At 49.7% G+C, this 15,570-nt stretch carries 20 protein-coding genes; 19 read left to right on the top strand and 1 reads right to left on the bottom strand.

Annotated elements, in window-relative coordinates; translation table 11 throughout:
- Positions 1 to 30 precede the first annotated feature (30 nt).
- From AB4124_RS09520 to AB4124_RS09490, 7 genes are all read left to right on the top strand, one after another.
- Positions 31 to 210, top strand: a complete 180-nt coding sequence (locus AB4124_RS09520; RefSeq protein ID WP_006209497.1) for an IDEAL domain-containing protein — start codon at positions 31 to 33, stop codon at positions 208 to 210.
- A 103-nt stretch (positions 211 to 313) separates the two neighbouring features.
- A complete protein-coding gene (locus tag AB4124_RS09515) occupies positions 314 to 739 on the top strand; it encodes a DUF2487 family protein (protein ID WP_339292984.1) in 426 nt (141 codons plus the stop codon).
- A gap of 181 nt (positions 740 to 920) precedes the next feature.
- Positions 921 to 1,466 (top strand): ubiquinol-cytochrome c reductase iron-sulfur subunit, encoded by a 546-nt coding sequence (locus AB4124_RS09510; RefSeq protein ID WP_015734548.1) that lies wholly within the window; start codon positions 921 to 923, stop codon positions 1,464 to 1,466.
- Between the two features lie 15 nt (positions 1,467 to 1,481).
- The gene (gene qcrB / locus AB4124_RS09505; RefSeq protein WP_006209500.1) at positions 1,482 to 2,153 is read left to right on the top strand and encodes a menaquinol-cytochrome c reductase cytochrome b subunit; all 672 of its coding nucleotides are present in this window, start codon (positions 1,482 to 1,484) and stop codon (positions 2,151 to 2,153) included.
- A gap of 21 nt (positions 2,154 to 2,174) precedes the next feature.
- Positions 2,175 to 3,062: a c-type cytochrome gene (locus AB4124_RS09500; RefSeq protein WP_441972577.1), complete on the top strand. Its 888-nt coding sequence runs from the start codon at positions 2,175 to 2,177 to the stop codon at positions 3,060 to 3,062.
- Between the two features lie 139 nt (positions 3,063 to 3,201).
- Positions 3,202 to 3,834 (top strand): DUF1405 domain-containing protein, encoded by a 633-nt coding sequence (locus tag AB4124_RS09495; protein WP_098743039.1) that lies wholly within the window; start codon positions 3,202 to 3,204, stop codon positions 3,832 to 3,834.
- Positions 3,835 to 3,900: 66 nt separating this feature from the next.
- Positions 3,901 to 4,761, top strand: a complete 861-nt coding sequence (locus tag AB4124_RS09490) for a sporulation protein YpjB (RefSeq protein WP_076320985.1) — start codon at positions 3,901 to 3,903, stop codon at positions 4,759 to 4,761.
- A 45-nt stretch (positions 4,762 to 4,806) separates the two neighbouring features.
- Here the strand turns inward: AB4124_RS09490 and AB4124_RS09485 are convergent, their stop codons facing one another.
- Entirely contained in the window at positions 4,807 to 5,676 is an 870-nt protein-coding gene (locus AB4124_RS09485; protein ID WP_076320986.1) for a YitT family protein, read from the bottom strand.
- A 223-nt stretch (positions 5,677 to 5,899) separates the two neighbouring features.
- Here AB4124_RS09485 and AB4124_RS09480 point away from each other — a divergent pair, with 223 nt between their 5' ends.
- The 12 genes from AB4124_RS09480 to AB4124_RS09425 all read left to right on the top strand — a co-directional run bounded on the left by AB4124_RS09480 (position 5,900) and on the right by AB4124_RS09425 (position 15,491).
- Entirely contained in the window at positions 5,900 to 6,229 is a 330-nt protein-coding gene (locus AB4124_RS09480; protein WP_076320987.1) for a nucleotide pyrophosphohydrolase, read from the top strand.
- 49 nt (positions 6,230 to 6,278) lie between these two features.
- On the top strand, positions 6,279 to 6,818 hold the full coding sequence (locus AB4124_RS09475; protein WP_430181200.1) for a tetratricopeptide repeat protein: 540 nt from the start codon (positions 6,279 to 6,281) through the stop codon (positions 6,816 to 6,818).
- 17 nt (positions 6,819 to 6,835) lie between these two features.
- Entirely contained in the window at positions 6,836 to 7,639 is an 804-nt protein-coding gene (gene dapB / locus AB4124_RS09470; protein WP_098743042.1) for a 4-hydroxy-tetrahydrodipicolinate reductase, read from the top strand.
- Between the two features lie 18 nt (positions 7,640 to 7,657).
- Positions 7,658 to 8,077 carry a methylglyoxal synthase gene (gene mgsA / locus AB4124_RS09465; protein ID WP_098743043.1) on the top strand — a complete coding sequence of 140 codons (420 nt, stop codon included), beginning with the start codon at positions 7,658 to 7,660 and terminating at the stop codon, positions 8,075 to 8,077.
- The gene (gene bshB1, locus AB4124_RS09460) at positions 8,077 to 8,784 is read left to right on the top strand and encodes a bacillithiol biosynthesis deacetylase BshB1 (RefSeq protein ID WP_441972573.1); all 708 of its coding nucleotides are present in this window, start codon (positions 8,077 to 8,079) and stop codon (positions 8,782 to 8,784) included. The genes mgsA and bshB1 overlap by 1 nt, the downstream gene beginning before the upstream one ends.
- Positions 8,785 to 8,815: 31 nt before the next feature.
- Positions 8,816 to 9,979 (top strand): N-acetyl-alpha-D-glucosaminyl L-malate synthase BshA, encoded by a 1,164-nt coding sequence (gene bshA / locus AB4124_RS09455; protein WP_076320991.1) that lies wholly within the window; start codon positions 8,816 to 8,818, stop codon positions 9,977 to 9,979.
- 43 nt (positions 9,980 to 10,022) lie between these two features.
- Complete coding sequence (locus tag AB4124_RS09450) at positions 10,023 to 11,321, top strand: CCA tRNA nucleotidyltransferase (protein WP_441972571.1); 1,299 nt, start codon at positions 10,023 to 10,025, stop codon at positions 11,319 to 11,321.
- Positions 11,308 to 12,288 (top strand): biotin--[acetyl-CoA-carboxylase] ligase, encoded by a 981-nt coding sequence (locus AB4124_RS09445; RefSeq protein ID WP_441972569.1) that lies wholly within the window; start codon positions 11,308 to 11,310, stop codon positions 12,286 to 12,288. Before AB4124_RS09450 ends, AB4124_RS09445 begins: the two co-directional genes overlap by 14 nt.
- A 301-nt stretch (positions 12,289 to 12,589) precedes the next feature.
- Positions 12,590 to 13,477, top strand: a complete 888-nt coding sequence (panB, locus tag AB4124_RS09440) for a 3-methyl-2-oxobutanoate hydroxymethyltransferase (protein ID WP_379414593.1) — start codon at positions 12,590 to 12,592, stop codon at positions 13,475 to 13,477.
- A complete protein-coding gene (panC, locus tag AB4124_RS09435; protein ID WP_441972566.1) occupies positions 13,474 to 14,364 on the top strand; it encodes a pantoate--beta-alanine ligase in 891 nt (296 codons plus the stop codon). Before panB ends, panC begins: the two co-directional genes overlap by 4 nt.
- The gene (gene panD, locus AB4124_RS09430) at positions 14,357 to 14,740 is read left to right on the top strand and encodes an aspartate 1-decarboxylase (RefSeq protein ID WP_076320996.1); all 384 of its coding nucleotides are present in this window, start codon (positions 14,357 to 14,359) and stop codon (positions 14,738 to 14,740) included. Before panC ends, panD begins: the two co-directional genes overlap by 8 nt.
- A gap of 121 nt (positions 14,741 to 14,861) precedes the next feature.
- Positions 14,862 to 15,491, top strand: coding sequence for a hypothetical protein (locus AB4124_RS09425; protein WP_076320997.1), 630 nt, complete (start codon positions 14,862 to 14,864; stop codon positions 15,489 to 15,491).
- The last annotated feature ends 79 nt before the right edge of the window (positions 15,492 to 15,570 follow it).

Here is a 15,570-nt window from a genome sequence, read left to right as displayed (position 1 = left end):
TACGCAAATTTAGTTTGGAGGTGCATCCTAATGGATAAGATGAAGGTTACTTACGAGGTTATGTTAGGTCTGGCGGCCGAAATGGTGTGGGACGAAGCATTGCGCAAGCATCGGAGTGAAGAGCTGTATAAAGAAATTGATGAAGCGCTGGCTTCCGGCGACGAAGTGGCTTTCCGAAACCTGACGGATGAACTGAGGACTTTGAATTGAAGAAATGCTTCATCGCATTTCTTCTTTTTTTTGCTTTACCCGTCCTTCCACTCGTATAATGATAACAAAATGATGATGAGTGAGCAGAAAGGATGTACCTTGCATGAAATTTAGTGAAGTAGACGAGCAGACTTGGCCGGAACTAAAACCTTTTTTGGATACGTGCCTCATTCCGTTTACCGGATTATCGGGTTCGGAAACGCCATGGGAGGCTACAGCTGCGCTTGAACGGCTGCGGGATTTTATGGATTTGGCAGAAATTCCGTTTAAGGGAAGATTGGTTACATATCCTGCTATACAATATGGAAATACTGAAGATATAAAGCTTCTAAATGAAGTTTGTCACAATGTCAAATCCATCGGGTTTAAATTTGTTGTTATCATGACAGCGGATGTTGAGCTCTCTAAAGAGGATGTGCCTGAAAGTACGCTTGTACTGTCCCGGCGCAGGTTGGAAGGCAATGAAGGTATCCCCCTCTCAGCCACCGTTTCCGGACAAATCAGTGAAATGTGGCAGCAGGAAAGCTGAGTTCAAATGTGACAAAAAACCAACAATTTGCGAAAGGGCTATTGGAAGCGAACCCAAATTTGGGGTTCGAATTCTTGACGGTCTTGGGTGCCTAAGATATTATTAGTATGTCCTAGTAAGTCGTGTGATTTTAATCATTGATGACACTTAAGAACGGTTGACAAAGGGGGTTGAACACAGAATGAGCAGCAACCACAATGACGAGCATGAAGAATCGCACAATCCACCCCGACAGAAAGAGATGTCCCGCAGACAATTTCTTACATACACGTTGGGCGGTGCCACAGCTTATATGGCTGCTGGAGTAGTTTTGCCAATGCTTCGCTTTGCCGTTGATCCGATTCTTCAAAATAAAGAAGAAGGGTCTTTTGTAAAGGTCGCGGAAGAGAGCAAAATTACTAACGATCCACAGGAATTCCATTTTGAGCTCAAACAGCAGGACGGCTGGTACAACAGTACAGCTACTTTGACGGCGTGGATTCGTAAGAACGATCAGGGTGAAATTGTAGCGCTTTCACCAATTTGTAAGCATTTGGGATGCCTTGTTGGATGGAATAACAACAAAAATTTCCCTGATGAATACCACTGCCCTTGCCACGGTGCGCGTTATACACCGGACGGTAAGAACCTGGCAGTCGCGCCGAAGCCGCTTGACCAGTACGAGACGAAAATCGAGAACGGCTGGATTTACCTCGGCGCCATCGTGCCAAATACCGTAGTTAAATAGGAGGCGTAGATTCAGATGTTGAAGAATGTCTACAACTGGATTGATGAACGTCTCGATATCACGCCGATTTGGAGAGACGTTGCAGATCACGAGGTACCGGAACACGTAAACCCGGCGCATCATTTCTCCGCGTTTGTGTACTGTTTCGGCGGCTTGACGTTTTTTATCACAGTCATCCAGATTCTGTCGGGGATGTTCCTGACGATGTATTATGTACCGGATATCATAAACGCTTACAACAGTGTTGAGTACCTGCAAACACAGGTAGCCTTCGGACAAATTGTCCGCGGCATGCATCACTGGGGCGCCAGCTTGGTAATCGTGATGATGTTCTTGCATACGATGCGCGTGTTCTTCACAGGCTCTTACAAAGCGCCGCGTGAAATGAACTGGGTCGTTGGTATGCTCATTTTCTTTGTTATGCTCGGTCTTGGTTTGACAGGTTACCTGCTGCCATGGGATAACAAAGCTTACTTCGCTACAAAAGTTACATTGGAGATTGCGAACTCCGTACCTTGGCTTGGACCTATCATTAAAGAATTGCTGCAAGGCGGTACGATCGTAGGTGCCGAAACGTTGACGCGTTTCTTCGCGATTCACGTATTCTTCCTTCCGGCTGTCCTTCTTGCTCTATTGGTAGGACACTTTATCATGATCCGCAGACAAGGTATTTCCGGTCCACTATAAGAAGAAGGGAGGCGCATATTTATGGCACATGGTCATAAATCTGATGAGAAAGTAGTTTATGTCGGCGATTCGCGTGTGAAAAAAGGCAGCGGTTGGGTTACGCCGCCGGATTACACCGCTTATCCCGGCAAATCAGAAGCGTTCATTCCTAACTTCTTGTTGAAGGAATGGATGGTTGGTGTAGTTGTATTGGTCGGTTTCCTTGTGCTGACCATCTCGGAGCCGGCTCCGCTCGGTTATCCGGCGGATCCGGGAGCTTCTGTAATCCCGATGCCGGACTGGTACTTCCTGTTCCTGTATGAATACCTGAAGCTTCCATACGCTTCCGGTGATTATGTAGTACTGGGCACCCTTGGCGTTTCGGGCGTTGCTTTTGGCGCATTGCTCTTGGTTCCTTTCCTTGATACGGGGAAAGAGCGACGCTTCTACAAGCGCCCTATTACTTCGGCCCTTATGATTCTGTCGTTATTTGCAGTCATCTATCTGACAAATGCAGCATGGACCCACTATGCGCATGAGCTGGAAGCGACTGGACAGAAGCCTGAACATATCCAGCGTGAAGAAGAGGCGGAAGAGAAACATGCAGCTGGTCTACCAACGACTAGTGGCAAGCAGGCTGAAGACAGTGTTGTAGCGATCGTTGATAAGGATAATCCTGCGATGGAAACCTTTAAGAAAGCTACCTGTATCTCTTGTCATGCTGCGGATTTGAAAGGGGCATCCGGACCGTCGCTTCGAGGTGTTGGGGATACCCACACTAAAGAAGAGATTGTGGCTATTATAGAAAATGGCCAAGGCGGCATGCCACCTATGAAAGACATAGCCCTGGGTGCTGATGTCACCGAAGAACAACTTGATCAGTTGGCTGATTGGCTTGCAAGCCAAAAGGCAGAAGCAGCTGCAGAGTAAGATGCATAGAAGAACCTGACCGAATGCGGTCAGGTTCTTTTTTAAATGTTGTATATAGATGAAAAATATGCACAGTTTAGGTATAATCGGCATTAGTCGTAAAAGTAAGAATACAAGGAACAGGACAGGAGGACGGAGCTTGTCGATTTCGTATTTTTGGAGCCGAGAATTTCTAAGCAAGCGATCGATTCTCTGGCTGCTGCTCATCTGCAACATCCTTGGAACGATCTATGGATACATATGGTACGGGGGGCAAATGGTCGATACGGTGGATCATGGCTTGCTATGGCAGGTCATATTCGTCCCGGATAGCCCGACGGCCAGTTTATTCTTCAGTTTGGCGCTTCTGCTGCTCCTCTACCCGCCTCGGGGGCTTGGGGGCTCTTTGTTTCAGCAATTCATTGAGGCGTTGGCGGTCGTGACATCAGTGAAGTATGGGATTTGGGCTGTTGCCATCATATTTGCCGGACAAGCCCAAGGGGATGTGCTGGGATGGCAGGATTGGATGCTCGTCGCTTCGCATACGGCAATGGCAGTGGAAGCGTTATTGTTCGTACGATTGTTTCATTATCGCTGGACAGCGCTCACCGGGGCCATTGCCTGGACACTGCTGAATGATACCGTAGATTATACGTACGGCGTATTTCCTTGGCTGCCGGGGCAGTTATATGACGACCTATCAGCGGTCGAGCTGTTTACTTATCTTTTGACTCTTTTCAGCGGTTTTGCCGGCTGGATCTTCATGAAATATGGGAATTCCAAACAACGTTAGCCGTTTAGGTTATACAGTTCTATGAGCATCCCTTCTGCCATACATATACGGTAGGAGGGATGTCCCATGTTTCGAACCTTTCCGAAACTCCTGCTGTGTCTGTTTGCACTCCTTATGCTGGTTACTGTCAGCATGGGTGATCCTGTTGTGTGGGCTACCCCGGCAAACGGACAGTCGGAGACTTCGCCCGCTGCATCCATACAGGCTAAGGCGCTGAACAAGGAAGTGGAGCAGCTATACCGCCATGTGGAGGAAGGCAATGTACAAGCCGTGCTGGAGGATGTTCGCCGGGTATCCGGGATGTTTGAGGCTTCGTCATTTCAGGGATTGACCGGTGTAGAAGGAATTCATGCGTTGGCTGAGAGCATTTTGGAGATGAAAGAAGCCACGGCAAGGGCCACGCAGGAGCCGCAGCACTGGATGGTGTCCGCAGGAAAACTCCGAATGGCAACCGATAGCCTGATTCATACCAGAGATGCGTTATGGCTGCAATATTACAAGGTCATGCGTGAAGACCTGAGGGTCATGGGGGAGTATGCCATCCAGCAGGATCAGGCTGGCATGAGACGAGCGTATGACAGCCTGAGTGAACATTATGAGCTCATCCGTCCTTCTGTTGTCATACAGCGAAAGCCTGAGGAGGTTAACATGATGGAGTCCTGGATTTCTTATGCCGGGGGTCTGGTGTCATCTGGGGACACAGCTCAGGTACAAAAAGTGGTTCCGCAGGGCGAGGAAATGATCAATACGCTGTTTGGCAAGAAAAAGGATGAGCCCGCCCTAGCTCCGCTGGGAGAGGTCAAGGAGCCATGGACGTGGCAGCTGGTCATCGGGGCTTTCATTTTGGCGGCATTAACGTTTGCGGGATACCGCAAATACCGAGGTCAGTTGTATAGCGCAAAACCCATGTTCCCTCGCAAAATGTAGGCGGGAATCCATAGTTGTTCCGATTGAGGCCCGGTGCAAACCGGGCTATTCTTCTTTAAATCCTTCGCCATGCACATCATTGACATCATTAATGATAATAAATGCCCGAGGGTCCAACGATTTGGCGATTCCCGTTAGGCGGCGAATTTCCTGCCTCGATACGACGCAGTATACCATATGCTTGGCTTGCTTGGAGTAGGCGCCGATGGCCGGGATTAGTGTTACTCCGCGCTCCATCTCGGTTGATATACGATGGGCAATATCGGGTGCGTGATCACTGATGATGGTGAAGGCTTTGGCGGCATAAGCCCCCTCCTGTATGAAATCGATGACCTTGGAAGCGATGAATACGGCAACGAGGGTATACAATATCCGCTCGAGCGGGATAAAGAATAAAGAAAGCCCGATGATCAAGATATCAAGAGATAGAATGATCTGGCCCATACTGAAGCCGAATTTTCGGTTGATGATTCTGGCAATGATGTCTGAACCGCCTGTCGTCCCGCCGAACCGGAACACAATGCCGAGTCCGGCGCCCAATGTGACACCTGCGTAGAGCGCAGCAAGAATATAATCCTGCTCGGTCTGAAACGGTACAACATAGCCGCGATCGATCAAAGCTTCAAACAGCCACAGAAACAGGGTTAATGAGGCGATACCGAGACCTGTGTAAATCGACTGGCGTTTACCGAGGATTTTCATGCCGACCAAGAATAACGGGATATTGAGCACCATAGTTGAGATGGACGGCGATATGTTAAAGGCATAGTTCAGCAGTACGGTAATGCCGGTGACGCCCCCCTCCATGAGTTCATTCGGAATGATGAAATACAGAAGGCCGAATGCGTAAATGGCGGAACCGGCGATGATCGGAATGATGGTATGAAGCTGATTTAACAACTTGGACGTTTTCATAAGACCCCTCACATTTCCAATTGTGGATATTACCCGTATGTCAGGTTGCTTGTACCTGCTTAGTATGTGCCGATCATGTTCCAGCCATAAAAAATTATTTGTTTTCAAATCCGCTTTACGATAACATAGGTTTAAAACCAATCGCTCGTCATAAGAGAATGCTGCTTACAGCTTGGATATTGCAAGTTGGGGCAGACTGCGCAGTGAAGGGAGTTATAGAGTCTTGGAAAAATCAATGGCTGAAATGCAGCAGGAAGTCGATCAATACATATCACAATTCAAGGAAGGTTATTTCAGTCCTTTATCCATGATGGCCCGGATGTCCGAAGAGGTGGGCGAACTCGCCAGAGAGGTTAATCATCAGTTCGGTGAGAAGCCGAAAAAGGCCGATGAAGCAGACAATTCCATCGAAATGGAACTTGGAGATATATTGTTTATTACGATTTGTTTTGCCAATTCCCTTGGCATCGATCTCGCGGAAGCGCACGCTAAAGTCATGCATAAATTTGCGACGCGTGATGCTGATCGTTGGACGAAAATAAACACCGATTAGGCTGCTGCTACATATGCTGTACCAAACCCGCTGTGGGGAGGGACAGCCCGTGAAACCTGAAAGTTATATACAAAAAGCATATCGATGCATCCTTCAAAATGATTTCGAAGAGGCGTTACGTTGGTTTGAGCAAGCGATCATCGCGAATCCGGGAGATGCCGAAGTGCATTATCGGTGCTCCATTACCTACGGCAGAAGCAATAAGCTGGAGATGGCGATTACGCATGCGGAGGAAGCCGTCAGGCTGCAGCCGGACAAACCGGAATATGCGCTTCACTTACAGCATATCAAAGCGGCAGAGCTGGTGCAGCGTGCCAGAAAAATGGTGGAGAATCGCAAGGATGTGACCAAGTCTGAGCTCTATCAGGCCGTGTCTCATCTGAAATCAGCTGTAGCCATGGACCCTTTGTATGCTCAGGCTTATGTATGGCTTGCTCTTGTTTATAGTGAACTCGATGAGCATGCGCTCGCCATTTCCACGCTTAAAGAGGTAATTTCGTTGTACCCGCAGGAGAGCGGGCTGCAGCATATAATGGAGGAACTCAAACAGCGCTTGAAATCATATATGCAGGATACAGCATCGGATTGAAAGTGAGGACATGTACAATGGCAAACAAATGGACAGTTGCGGTCGTCGGTGCCGGCGGCCGTATGGGTAAAGAAGTAGTGAAGCTTGTTTTGGGCGATGAGGAACTGGAACTGGTTGCCGCTGTGGGCCGATCGGATGAAGGTGCTGATGCAGGGACGCTTGTGGGTCTTCCTGCCTGCGGCATTACGGTGACATCCGATCTGGAGATGGCGTTGGTCGAATCGAAACCAGATGTTATGGTTGACTTTACAGCACCGCAATTTGCCTATAGCAACACGGCTCTGGCCATTAAGCACGGCGTCCGTCCGATCATGGGCACTACCGGCTTCACGCCAGAGCAAATCGAAGAGTTGGACAAGCAGTGTATGGAGCAGAATATTGGCGGTTTGATCGCACCGAATTTCTCGATCGGAGCGATCCTGATGATGAAGTTTGCAGCTGCAGCAGCAAAATATTTGCCCCATGTTGAAATCATTGAAACCCATGGCGACCAGAAGCTTGATGCGCCATCCGGAACATCGATCAAGACAGCGGAAATGATTGCCGCAAACCGCGAGGAAATCCGGCAAGGCAATCCAAAGGAAGAAGAGGTCATTGAAGGCGCCAGAGGCGGATACTATAACGGCTTCCGTATTCACAGTGTTCGTCTGCCGGGTGTATTTGCTCAGCAGGAAGTTATATTTGGCGGTTACGGACAAAGCTTGAAAATCCGACATGATTCCTATGAGCGTGCAGCTTATATGCCGGGCGTGAAGATGGCTATAGAGAAAGTAATGGGGTACACCGGCTTGGTCTATGGATTTGATCATTTTATCGACTAACATAGGGGAGAAATTACTATGAATATTTCATTTATCGCTCATGATCGTAAAAAAGAGGAAATGGTCAACTTCGTTATTGCTTATGAAAATGTATTCGAAGATCATAATCTTTACTCGACGGGAACGACGGGGACCCGTATTATGGAGCAAACCAAACTCAGCATTCACCGTTTCGCTTCGGGACCGCTTGGTGGCGACCAGCAGATTGGCGCGCTTGTTGCGGACAATGAGATGGATCTCATCATTTTTTTACGGGATCCTTTGATGGCACAACCTCATGAACCAGATATTAATGCACTCCTTCGTCTGTGCGACGTGCAGGGAATTCCACTTGCTACCAATGTGGCAACGGCCGAGATTCTTGTTAAAGCGCTGGACCGTGGCGACTTTGCATGGCGGGAACTCGTTCATAAATACAAACCGGGTGTGGATAGCTAATGAACAGCCAACTGGACATCTTAATCTTCGGAGCACACGCTGACGATGCCGAGATCGGAATGGCAGGAACGATTGCGAAGCATACAGCAGCTGGACTGTCGGTCGGGATCTGCGATCTGACGGAGGCTGAGATGTCGTCGAACGGCACCGTCGACATTCGCAAGCAGGAGGCGGAGCAAGCAGCCCGGATTTTGGATCTTACGGTCCGGACGAATTTGGGACTGCCGGATCGCGGTTTATTTGTGACGCCGGAGAATATTGAACGGGTCACGGCCGAGATTCGCAAGTTTTCTCCCTCGATTGTGTTTGCTCCCTACTGGGAGGATCGCCATCCGGACCATGTGGCTTGCAGCCGTTTAGTTGAGGAAGCGGTATTTAATGCCAAGCTTCGTCGTTATATGCCTGAGCAGCCACCGGTTAAGGTGGACGAGCTTTATTTTTATTTCATTAATGATATCGGAAGATCGGATCTGGTCGTTGACGTTACGGATCAGTATGCCGTTAAGGAGCAGGCCCTGTCTTGTTACCGTTCCCAGTTCCAGAAGGCTGAAGAAAATGCAGTCTCTACCCCGTTGACTGAGGGGTACATCGAGCGTGTGCGGGCCAGGGATTCACTGCTTGGAGCGCGCAGGCTTATTCCTTATGCAGAAGGTTTTGCTTGTAAAAGTCCGTATGTTGTTCATCTATTCGGCTCCAAGCAGGCATAATATATAGAGGCGTACGTAAAGGAGGCCTGACATGAATCAACAACCATTAAAAATCGGCATTACCTGTTACCCTTCATTGGGCGGGTCGGGCGTGGTGGCGACAGAGCTAGGGAAACTCCTGGCCGAGCAAGGACACCAGGTTCATTTTATTGCTCACAGCATTCCGTTCCGGTTAGGGACTTTCCATAAAAATATTTTTTATCATGAAGTTGAAGTGAACGACTACTATGTGTTTCGATACCCGCCATATGATTTGTCGCTAGCGACAAAGATGGCTCAGGTAGCCAAAATGCAGCAGCTTGATGTGCTGCATGTGCACTATGCGGTTCCGCATGCCGTGTGTGCCTTCTTAGCGAAGCAGATGGTCGGAGATCAGCTGAAGGTGGTCACGACGCTGCATGGAACCGATATTACGGTTCTGGCGCAGGATGAATCGCTGAAGGACTTAATTCGACTCGCTATTAATGAAAGTGATGCGGTTACGGCTGTTTCTCAGGATCTCATCCGAGAAACGCGGGAGCTGCTGGATATAAGCCGGGATATTGACCTTACCTACAATTTTGTGGATCCGCGGGTGTATTATCCACGGGATTCGGAATCGCTGCGTAAAGATTATGCAGATCCGAATGAGAAGATCTTGATGCATATTTCCAACTTCCGTCCGGTAAAACGGGTAGCGGACGTGTTGGAAATATTCGCCCAGGTTCAGGAGCAGGTCCCGGCGAAACTGCTGCTTGTCGGGGAAGGGCCCGAGCTTCCGAAAATTCAGTGCCGCATCAATGAACTGGGACTCGCCAGCAAAGTGCATTTTCTAGGCAAGCAAGATGAAATTGCGCACGTCATATCGATGGCGGATGTGCTGCTGCTTCCTTCCGAGAAAGAAAGCTTTGGCCTGGTTGCTCTAGAAGCGATGGCCTGCGGAGTGCCTACTGTCGGCTCTACGGCAGGCGGGATTCCCGAGTTGATAACACATGGCGAAACCGGATATTTGGCTCCTATCGGAGACACCTATTCGATGGCTCAGCATGTGCTTGAAATTTTAAAGGATGAAGCACTTAGTGAGCGGCTGCGCAAGGCTTGTCTGCATCGTTCCAAGACGATGTTCTGCAATGAATTAATACGGGGCAAGTACGAAGAAATATATTACCGAGTATTGGGACGGGAGGTTAGCGAGCTGAAGCCGGTCTGCGGCTAAGCTCTACCCTCTCGTTGTTTTTCGGATAAAGGAACGGGAAACTATGGCAGATATGTTTAATTCAATACGATGGCGCAACGCGGATCCCGATATGGCCGAGCGGAGTGCGGACGTGATCCGGACTCTGCTTCGGCATGGACATGAAGCGTATTGGGTCGGAGGCTGTGTCCGTGATGAATACATGGGACGCAGGGTCAGTGATATGGATATTACGACCTCCGCCTTGCCGGAAGTCACCTGTTCCGTCTTTCCCAAGGTCATTCCTACAGGAATCAAGCATGGGACCGTAACGGTGCTGATGGAAGGCCAGTCTTTCGAAGTGACGACTTATCGGGTGGAGAGCGGTTATGAGGATCACCGTCATCCAACGGAGGTCGCTTTCGTCAGAGAAGTAAAGGAAGATTTGAGACGGCGCGATTTTACGATGAACGCAATGGCTAGGGGGATTGATGGATCCTGGGTGGATCCGTTTGGCGGACGAGCGGATATTGACAGGGAGGTAATCCGCTGCGTAGGCGATGCGCGTCTGCGTTTCCGTGAAGACGCCCTGCGCATGGTTCGCTGCATCCGTTTCGCCTCCGTGTTCGGTTTCTCCATCGCGCAGCATACATGGAGAGGGATTCTCTCGGAGAGAGACACCTTAAGCTGGATTGCGATGGAGCGCATCCGCAGTGAATTTGAAAAGATATTGACAGGGCCGGCCCCCTTACGCGGATTGGAGATGTTTGTCCGCAGTGGCTTGTACACCCGAATGAAAGCGCCGTTTCCGTATACCGGGCATGACACGCAGGCGATAGAAGCAATGAATCGGATCGAGCCGGAGCAATCTACGATCCGCTGGACGCTGCTGCTGCTTGCTTGTGGCATTTCAGCCCAAGCAGCAGAGGGACTGCTGCGATCATGGACGTTCTCCAATAAGCAGCGGGAAGCCATCGTTAAGCAGCTGGCGCTTCATGAATCCTATCTGCAAGAGAAGGAAGAGGAAGATACCAAGAGCGCTAGGCTCCAGTGGATTAAGCTGGTTCTTTTCCACGGAGCCGAGGCAGCTCAAGGCTGGCTGCATTTGCAGACGGCGTTGAACCAAACGGGAGCGGCGTCTGCCTCACTTAGCGTAATCGAGCAGCTTGACGGTTGGCTCCGGGAACTCCGAATTCGGAGTTTGAAGGATTTGGCCATCACCGGAAACGAACTGCTTGAAGCGCTGGACAAGCGCGGGGGCCCATGGCTAGGCGAACTTCTCGGGCAATTGCTAGAGAAAGCGGCAGCAGGTTTAATTAACAACGATAAGGAATCGTTGATTGAAGAAGCAAAGCGGGTGGTAATTCATAATGAAGGATTATGATCAAGACAATGCACTTCTGAAAATGTTCCAGGAGCATTCAGGCCAGTTTTTGTCCGGAGAAGAGATCAGCCGTAAATTGTCCATCAGCCGGACGGCCGTATGGAAGCAGATCAATAAGCTTCGTCATTTGGGTTATGATTTCGAGGCCGTTCCACGGCTTGGCTACCGCATGATGGATGAACCGGACAAACTGAGCGTGGAACAACTGACAGCGGGGATGACCAGTCAAACCTTCGGGAAACCGCTGAAGCTGCTTGACAAAACGGCGTCAACGCAGGAAGATGCCCGGCAATTGGCGGAAGAAGGGGCAACCGAAGGCACGCTTGTGATCTCGGAAGAGCAGACGGGCGGCCGCGGGAGAATGGGCAGGAAATTCCACTCCCCGAGAGGCAAAGGCATATGGATGAGCCTGGTGCTCAGACCGAAGCAACCTCTGCATTTAACCCAGCAGCTCACCTTGTTGACAGGCGTAGCGGTATGCCGTGCGATCACGAAGTGCGCCGGTGTGCAAACCGATATCAAATGGCCAAACGACATTCTGTATCAAGGCAAAAAGGTGTGCGGCATTCTGCTGGAGTCTGCAACAGAAGACGAAAGGGTGCGCTACTGCATTGCCGGTATCGGCATCAGCGCCAATCTGAAAGAATCGGATTTTCCGGAGGAGCTGCGCAGCGTTGCGACTTCGATTCGCATGGCTGGCGGAGCAACCGTCAATCGGACAGAGCTGATCCAGTCCATCATGGCGGAGATGGAGGTTTTATATGAATTGTACAACGAGCAGGGCTTCGAGCCTATAGCCTCTCTCTGGGAAGCTTTATCCGGCACGGTGGGCAGGGAAGTTCAAGTGCAGACGGCCCTTGACCGTTTTAGCGGGATTGCCACAGGACTCAACCGAGATGGTGCGCTGCTGGTCCGCAATCAAGATGACGAGCTGATCCCCGTATATTCCGGTGAAATTCTTTTTTAATACCAGGTAAATGAAACATGGTGAAATCGTAGTTGGATTTTGTTATACTATGACCAAGAGGCGGTATCGCCATGAGCGAATTGCACTCTACAGCAAGTGGTATTGAACAGCATTATTTTTTTAGAACACCTTCATAACTGTTATGCCGGTTACGTTGGATTCTGCTCTGAGCCGAAAGGACCGAGACAGAAGGGACGATCGCGAGTGACTCTTTTTTGCCTTTCGGACTTTTTAGCAAGTATGTGCTAAAAGGTTTTTTTTATTGTGTCTAACTTATTTACACAAAGGAGGCTGTGTCACAATGGCAGGCAAACAACCACTGAACATCGTGAAGATGAAGAACATGAAGAAGAAGGGTGTACCGATCACCATGCTGACCGCGTACGATTATCCTTCCGCCAAGCTGGCGGAGGAAGCGGATATTGATATGATATTGGTAGGCGATTCCCTCGGCAATGTCGTGCTCGGCTATAACTCCACAATTCCGGTAACGCTGGACGACATGGTATACCATACCCGTGCCGTCGCTCGTGGAGCGGAAGAAACTTTTATCGTAGCGGATATGCCGTTTATGACCTATCACGGAGATATTGATGAAAGTCTGCGCGGGGTGCGGAGATTGATGCAGGAAGGTCATGCGCATGCCGTGAAAATGGAGGGCGGCGAAGAAATCGCCGGCACCGTGAAACGGATCGTACAGTCCGGCGTACCGGTACTGGGTCATATCGGGCTGACGCCTCAGTCGGTGAATCAAATTGGAGGCTACCGGATCCAAGGCAAGGATGCCCAAGACGCTCAGCGGCTCATGAATGATGCAAAGGCACTTGAAGCGGCTGGAGCATTCGCAATTGTATTGGAGCTGGTTACAGAAGAGGCTGCGGCGGAAATATCTAAAGCGCTGAGCATACCGACGATTGGCATCGGAGCGGGTCGTTACTGCGACGGTCAGGTTCTGGTATTCCATGATTTAATCAAATATGCGTCTCCCTATCGGGACAAACGCTTCGTGAAAACATACGCTGATGTAGGCTCCGTCATCCGTGAAGGCATTACGCAGTATGTGAAGGAAGTGAAGGACCGCTCATTCCCGGCGGAGGAGCATGTCTTCAAGGCCGAGAATCATGAGGCTTCCGAAACGACAACAACATTATATGGAAGCAAAAAGGAAAAGGTGGGCACGACATCATGAAAGTGATTCGCACCATTGCGGAATTAAGATCAGAACTTAAGGACCGCTGGGAATCCGGCAGTGGTTCGGTAGGACTTGTGCCTACGATGGGTTATTTGCATGAAGGACACGCCAGCCTGATGCGTAAGGCGCGAGAAATGGCAGGTACGGTGGTTGTCAGTATCTTTGTCAATCCGATTCAATTCGGACCGGGTGAGGATTATGAGACCTATCCCCGGGATGAGGTACGCGATCTGGCGTTGGCGGAATCCGAAGGGGTGAATGTGGTTTTTATTCCCACGGTTCAGGAAATGTATCCCCAGCCGACCAAAACCAAAATCGCTGTATCGGAAATTACGTCTTTGTTGTGCGGGGCCTCCCGTCCCGGGCATTTTGACGGTGTTACCACGGTTGTTAACAAATTGTTTAATATCGTAAAACCTGACTATGCTTTCTTCGGAATGAAGGATGCCCAGCAGGTAGCCGTCATTGAGCAAATGGTTCAAGATTTGAACATGGACGTAACCATCGTGCCTTGTCCGATCATCCGCGAATCTGACGGCCTTGCTCTAAGCTCACGCAACGTGTATTTGAAGCCGGAAGAGCGGGAACAGGCACTTGTGCTGTCGGGCTCTTTGCGGACCGCTCAGGAGATGATCCAGCAGGGACAAGCGACAACGGCAGGAGAGATCCGTGTTCATCTTCGGGATTCTATATCCCAGTCCCCGCTCGCTGATATTGATTATGCAGAATTGCTCACTTTCCCGGAACTTGTTCCCGTGGAAGATTCATATCGCATTGCGGATGAAGGCAGAACCGTCATTATGGCGCTGGCCGTACGATTTGGCCGCACCCGTCTCATTGACAATGCGTTACTTCAACCAAAAGTAGGGGGATCCCATGTTTAGAACAATGATGAAATCCAAAATCCACCGCGCAACGGTGACGGAAGCCAATCTGAACTATGTGGGCAGCATTACCATTGATGAGGATCTAATGGAGGCTGCAGACCTTTTGGAGAATGAAAAAGTTCAAATCGTGAACAATAACAATGGCGCCCGTTTGGAAACGTACGTGATCAAAGGCGAACGCGGCAGTGGTGTGATTTGTCTGAACGGGGCAGCTGCAAGGCTTGTACAGCCTGGCGACAACGTCATTATCATTTCTTATGCCATGATGTCTAAAGAGGAATACGACAATCATACCCCAACGGTTGTGATCGTTGACGAAATGAATAAGCCGGTTAACACGGAATATCGTGAGGTTCACGCCGCGGTTCTCTAAATGGTCTCCTAAGAGCCAAAATGTGTCGGGACCTTAAAGGGATGAAAAGACCGACTTCTACAGAAAATGAGTTCAGGTCGACGCACTGATCTCATTTTTCCGCTAAGGGTGGGATGCAGCTATGTTTCAACATGTATTCGCTGAAATGAACAACATGTTAGATGAAATTGTGAAGCATTACCCTTCTGCTCAAGGTCCCCAAAAACAGGCGCTGGTACAGAACTGGAACATGCTCAAAAGCATGAGCGAGGGCATTATCGAGGAATGGCTCCATTTTGAAGAGAAGATGGCTATCTTCCGCGAGAGTGCCGCCTCACCTCCTGTTTTTCCACCGACCGAAGCGCCTGAACTGCAGCTTGATGCATTCATTCGCGGCCAAGGTTATTACAAGTTGTTGATGTTCCAGCCGGCTATACAGCAATTTGAGGTGGCCGCCACGGTATTTCCGGATAGCCTTCTGATCAAGCTGTATATTGCGATGTCCCATCTTTATTTGGGGCAAACCATACCAGCGTCCGATGTATTGGTGTCCATCCTGCCCCTGGCAGACAACAAGAAGATGCGAGCGATGATTTACAACGCGCTTGGATGCATCGAGGTGTTGAATGGACAACAAGGGAAAGCCGAGGAGCATTTTGCACTGGCGATTCACAGCGACCCGACACTTCCTGACCCCATTATCAATTTGGAGGTCTGCAAGCAGAATCGCGGTGAGCTCCAGTACGGCAGCCAATTGATCTCTTTGCTGTAGAAATCAAGCCATTACAAGAAGCGATGCCAGAGCTCATTACTGAGACTTTGGTATCGCTTCTTGCCGTATGGAGCGATGG

Source organism: Paenibacillus sp. 2KB_20, assembly GCF_052115765.1.
Taxonomy (GTDB): Bacteria; Bacillota; Bacilli; order Paenibacillales; family Paenibacillaceae; genus Paenibacillus_AQ.
This window is presented reverse-complemented; position numbering and strand designations above follow the sequence as displayed.

Excerpts from the sequence above, each read along its gene's own strand:
- panC (WP_441972566.1), top strand. The coding sequence starts at position 13,474 with ATGAAAGTGATTCGCACCATTGCGGAATTAAGATCAGAACTTAAGGAC.
- AB4124_RS09485 (WP_076320986.1), bottom strand. The coding sequence starts at position 5,676 with ATGAAAACGTCCAAGTTGTTAAATCAGCTTCATACCATCATTCCGATC.
- AB4124_RS09510 (WP_015734548.1), top strand. The coding sequence starts at position 921 with ATGAGCAGCAACCACAATGACGAGCATGAAGAATCGCACAATCCACCC.
- AB4124_RS09515 (WP_339292984.1), top strand. The coding sequence starts at position 314 with ATGAAATTTAGTGAAGTAGACGAGCAGACTTGGCCGGAACTAAAACCT.
- AB4124_RS09500 (WP_441972577.1), top strand. The coding sequence starts at position 2,175 with ATGGCACATGGTCATAAATCTGATGAGAAAGTAGTTTATGTCGGCGAT.
- panB (WP_379414593.1), top strand. The coding sequence starts at position 12,590 with ATGGCAGGCAAACAACCACTGAACATCGTGAAGATGAAGAACATGAAG.
- AB4124_RS09520 (WP_006209497.1), top strand. The coding sequence starts at position 31 with ATGGATAAGATGAAGGTTACTTACGAGGTTATGTTAGGTCTGGCGGCC.
- bshB1 (WP_441972573.1), top strand. The coding sequence starts at position 8,077 with ATGAACAGCCAACTGGACATCTTAATCTTCGGAGCACACGCTGACGAT.
- qcrB (WP_006209500.1), top strand. The coding sequence starts at position 1,482 with ATGTTGAAGAATGTCTACAACTGGATTGATGAACGTCTCGATATCACG.
- bshA (WP_076320991.1), top strand. The coding sequence starts at position 8,816 with ATGAATCAACAACCATTAAAAATCGGCATTACCTGTTACCCTTCATTG.
- AB4124_RS09445 (WP_441972569.1), top strand. The coding sequence starts at position 11,308 with ATGAAGGATTATGATCAAGACAATGCACTTCTGAAAATGTTCCAGGAG.
- AB4124_RS09425 (WP_076320997.1), top strand. The coding sequence starts at position 14,862 with ATGTTTCAACATGTATTCGCTGAAATGAACAACATGTTAGATGAAATT.
- AB4124_RS09450 (WP_441972571.1), top strand. The coding sequence starts at position 10,023 with ATGGCAGATATGTTTAATTCAATACGATGGCGCAACGCGGATCCCGAT.
- dapB (WP_098743042.1), top strand. The coding sequence starts at position 6,836 with ATGGCAAACAAATGGACAGTTGCGGTCGTCGGTGCCGGCGGCCGTATG.
- mgsA (WP_098743043.1), top strand. The coding sequence starts at position 7,658 with ATGAATATTTCATTTATCGCTCATGATCGTAAAAAAGAGGAAATGGTC.
- panD (WP_076320996.1), top strand. The coding sequence starts at position 14,357 with ATGTTTAGAACAATGATGAAATCCAAAATCCACCGCGCAACGGTGACG.
- AB4124_RS09490 (WP_076320985.1), top strand. The coding sequence starts at position 3,901 with ATGTTTCGAACCTTTCCGAAACTCCTGCTGTGTCTGTTTGCACTCCTT.